Here is a 4,024-nt window from a genome sequence, read left to right as displayed (position 1 = left end):
CTGTTCCAGATTGCTGACCAGTTTTCGGATCGGGCGAAACTACCCGAACTCAGCCTCGCTCGTGAGCTTGAATATGTTTATTACCAGCACTTTTGATCGCATCCGACGACCTGGCACCGACACGAGCCATCGAGTCGATCCTCCCCGAAACCGTTGTGCCGCGCACAGGTCGGTGGTACCGTCCAGACACATGTCCAGCTACGTGTCTCCCTCGGGCCCGATCAGTCCCGAAGCTGTCGGGGACGTCCGATCGGAACCGGGGTATTCGCGATGACCAGCGCCGCTGTGGAGCCCGTGCATTTCGACCCGTACGACTACCGATTCCACGAGGATCCGTATCCGACTTACCACCGATTGCGCACCGAGGCACCGCTCTACCACAATCCGGATCTCGATTTCTGGGCGCTCTCCCGCCATTCCGATGTGATCGCGGCTTTTCGGGACAGCAATCGGCTCTCCAGCGCCAATGGTGTTTCCCTGGATCCGGCGGCGTGGGGACCGCATGCGCATCGGGTCATGTCGTTCCTGGCAATGGACGATCCACGGCATATGCGCATGCGCAGGCTCGTCTACAAGGGATTCACTCCGAAACGCGTGGCCGAGATGGAGGACCGGATCCGGCAGATCACGCTGGAGCATCTCGAACCCACCCTGGCGCGCGGCAGCTTCGACTGGATCGACGAGGTCGCGGGCAAGCTGCCGATGGATGTCATCTCCGAACTCATGGGCGTCCCGGAGTCCGATCGCGGCGAGATCCGCCGGCTGGCCGATCTGGTGGTGCACCGCGAAGAGGGCGTCCTCGACGTGCCCGCCGACGCGATCGACGCCTCGATCCGCCTGTTCGGCTACTACGCCGACATGGTCGCTCAGCGCCGGGCCGAGCCCCGCGACGACCTCACCTCGGCGCTGCTCGAGGCCGAGATCGACGACGACACCCTCACCGACGACGAGATCATCGGCTTCATGTTCCTGATGGTCGTCGCCGGAAACGAAACCACCACAAAGCTTCTCGGCAACGCCCTCTACTGGGCGGCGGCCAACCCGGCTGAGTACGCCAAGGTCGCCGCCGACCCCGACCTGGTCGCCGACTGGGTCGAAGAGACCCTGCGCTACGACACCTCGAGCCAGATCGTCGCCCGCACCGCGGCGGTCGCGCTCGACTACCACGGTGGGACGATCCCGGCGGGGGCGAAGGTGCTGTTGCTGATCGGCTCGGCCAACCGGGATCCGGCGGCGTTCACCGACGGCGACAGCTACCGGATCGACCGCAACGACGGTGGCATGCTCGCGAGTTTCGGTGCCGGCGTGCACTTCTGCCTCGGCGCGCATCTGGCCCGTCTCGAGGCGAGCGTCGTGCTCGGCGAGTTCGCGAACCGGGTCGCGAGTTTCGCCGTCGACCCCGGCGGGATCGTGCGCGTGCATTCGACCAATGTCCGTGGCTTCGCCAAACTCCCCATCACAGTAGAGGTCCGCTAGTGCCCCGATTCGAACCGAACCCCGAACGCAGGCCCGCGCTGGTGGCGGGCGCGTCCTCCGGCATCGGCGCCGCGACTGCGGTGGCCCTGGCCGAACTCGGCCATCCGGTGGCGCTGGGCGCGCGCCGGGTGCAGCGGTGCGAAGACCTCGCCGCCAAGATCCGCGCGGGTGGCGGCGAGGCCTTCGCCCACCATCTCGACGTCACCGATGCCGCGTCCGTCGACGCCTTCGTGACCGCCGCCGAAGACGCGCTCGGTCCCACCGAGATCCTCGTATCCGGTGCGGGCGATATCGAATTCGCGCTCGTCGGCGAGTTGGACCCAGAACGATTCCTGCACCAGGTGCAGGTCCATCTGGTCGGTGCGCAGCGGCTGATCCACCGGGTGCTGCCCGGGATGGCGGCGCGGCGGCGCGGTGATCTCGTGGTGATCTCCTCCGATTGCGCCGACAATCCGCGCCCGCGCAGCGGCGCCTACAGCGCGGCCAAGAACGGACTGGAAGCCATGGTAGGTCAGTTGCGGATGGAGCTCGAGGGCTCCGGGATCCGTGCCTCGCTGGTGCGACCCGGCCCCACCCTGACGGGCATGGGGATGGACTCGACACCCGAGGTAGTCGGGCCGCTGCTGCAGGACTGGAAGGACTGGGGTTTCGCCCGCCACCCGTACATGCTGCGGCCCGAGCACCTGGCCGACGCGGTCGCGACTGTGGTCTCGGTGCCGCGTGGGGCCCACATGGTGCTCGTGGAAGTGCAGCCCGAGGCGCCGTTGCGCCCGCTGCCGACCGAGGAAGGGAGTTCGTCATGAGAATCGTGGTCGACGCGGACCTGTGCCAGGGGCACGGGGTGTGCCAGGACGAGGCGCCCGCGGTCTTCACGGTGCCCAAGCGCGGCACGGTCCAGATCACCGATCCCAGCCCGGGCCCCGCCGACCGCGATGCCGTCCAGGCCGCGATCCGCTGGTGTCCCACGCAAGCTCTGTCGATCGCTGACGGTGGCGATGCCGACTCCACATCGAAAGGCACAGTGTGATGGCAGGTTTCGAGCGGGCCGAACTCGACGAGATGGTTCGGCGCTGGGTGGTGGAGAACCAGCGGTGCGAGGAGAAGGGCGATTGGAAGCCCCTCGCCGAGATGTACACAGTCGACGCGACCTACGGGTGGAACTACGGCCCCAAGCAGGAGTTCATGGCGGTCGGGCGCGAGGAGATCCGTGACCTCGCGCTCGGCCAGGAGATGATGGGTCTCGAGGGCTGGACCTATCCGTACCAGGAGTTCGTCGTCGACGATCGCAGCGGGACCGTCATCGGATTCTGGAAGCAGGTCAACGAGGGCCAACGTCCTGACGGCCGCCACTACTCCCCCGAGGGCATCGGCGGCAGCTGGTTCCGCTACGGCGGCGACTTCCAATGGTCGTGGCAGCGCGACTTCTTCGACTTCGGCAATGTCTCCGCCTTGTTCCTCGACATGATCACCGACCGGGCCCTGTCTCCCGGCATGCAGAAGCGCATCGAGCGCTCGGTGTCGGGTGGCCCGCTCCCCGGTTGGTATCGCGTCGGCGAATCGCCCGCGTCTCTGTGGTGACACCCGTGAGCAGGTATGCCGATCTGTCCCGGGACCAGCTGGCGGCGCTGGTCCCGGAGTTGCTCCTGAGCGGTCACCTCATCGACCGCTCCGGCATGGCGCACACCATCGCCGCCTTCGGCCGGGAGGGGATGACCGCGGTCGCCATCGAGGAATGGCAGCTGGCCAGTCCCGTCTACACGCGCCGGATGCGGCGCGCCCTCGGCATCACCGGGGACGGCGTCGAGACGATCTTCAAAGGGCTGCAACTCGATATCGGTGCGCCGCCGCAGTTCATGGACTTCCGCTTCCGGGTCGACGACCACGATCACGGCGAGTTCTGGCTCGACCACTGCGGCGCGCTGGCCGATGTCGAGCCGATGGGCGAGGAATTCGTGGTGGCGATGTGCCACGACATCGAAGACCCCACCTTCGACGCGACGGCACTGGCCACCAACCCGCACGCCCAGGTACGGCCTGTGCACCGGCCCCCGCGCACACCCGCCGACCGCACGCCGGTGTGCGCGTGGACGGTCGTCATCGACCCCGCCCACGTCCCGCCCGCTGTCCCCCGCAATGCCGCGATCCTGGCGAATTCCGTTGCGGCGAACCTGGAACTAGCCGAGATCGACCCGGCCGAGGAGGGCATGGCCGACTACTCCGGCCCGCTGCTGAGCGATCTGCGCTTCACCGATTTCTCGAACTCCGCGTTGCGCCGGATGGCCGACGAGATCTGCCTGCAGCAGCACCTGCTGACCCTCGGTTTCCTGGTCGCGATCCGGGAACGCGCCGACGCGGCGACCGCCCTCGGCATCGGACGCAAACAGTTCGCCGGGATCGCCGGACTCACCTCGGAACGGATCAGGCGCTGCCTGGCGCTCGGTGATGATCCGGCGGCGCGGGCCCCGGGGCGGGGGGGGGATACCCCCCAGAACCCCGGGCGCGAAACCGGTAACTCGCTCACGGGGGGTGGGGCGGGGGTTGGGCCGCG

The 4,024-nt window shown here is 67.7% G+C and carries 5 protein-coding genes; all 5 read left to right on the top strand.

Going from position 1 to position 4,024, the window contains the following annotated elements:
* The first annotated feature begins 270 nt into the window (after positions 1 to 270).
* Complete coding sequence (locus tag ACFWPJ_RS26725; protein ID WP_378855328.1) at positions 271 to 1,476, top strand: cytochrome P450; 1,206 nt, start codon at positions 271 to 273, stop codon at positions 1,474 to 1,476.
* Positions 1,476 to 2,279, top strand: coding sequence for an SDR family oxidoreductase (locus tag ACFWPJ_RS26720; protein WP_378855326.1), 804 nt, complete (start codon positions 1,476 to 1,478; stop codon positions 2,277 to 2,279). Before ACFWPJ_RS26725 ends, ACFWPJ_RS26720 begins: the two co-directional genes overlap by 1 nt.
* Positions 2,276 to 2,503 (top strand): ferredoxin, encoded by a 228-nt coding sequence (locus ACFWPJ_RS26715; RefSeq protein WP_378855324.1) that lies wholly within the window; start codon positions 2,276 to 2,278, stop codon positions 2,501 to 2,503. Before ACFWPJ_RS26720 ends, ACFWPJ_RS26715 begins: the two co-directional genes overlap by 4 nt.
* Positions 2,503 to 3,054: a nuclear transport factor 2 family protein gene (locus ACFWPJ_RS26710; RefSeq protein WP_378855322.1), complete on the top strand. Its 552-nt coding sequence runs from the start codon at positions 2,503 to 2,505 to the stop codon at positions 3,052 to 3,054. Before ACFWPJ_RS26715 ends, ACFWPJ_RS26710 begins: the two co-directional genes overlap by 1 nt.
* Positions 3,048 to 4,024 (top strand): hypothetical protein (locus ACFWPJ_RS26705; RefSeq protein ID WP_378855320.1); only part of this gene is annotated, 977 nt, incomplete at its 3' end. The genes ACFWPJ_RS26710 and ACFWPJ_RS26705, both read left to right, overlap by 7 nt.

The organism is Nocardia sp. NPDC058497 (assembly GCF_042720195.1).
In the GTDB taxonomy this organism is placed as follows: Bacteria; Actinomycetota; Actinomycetes; order Mycobacteriales; family Mycobacteriaceae; genus Nocardia.
This window is presented reverse-complemented; position numbering and strand designations above follow the sequence as displayed.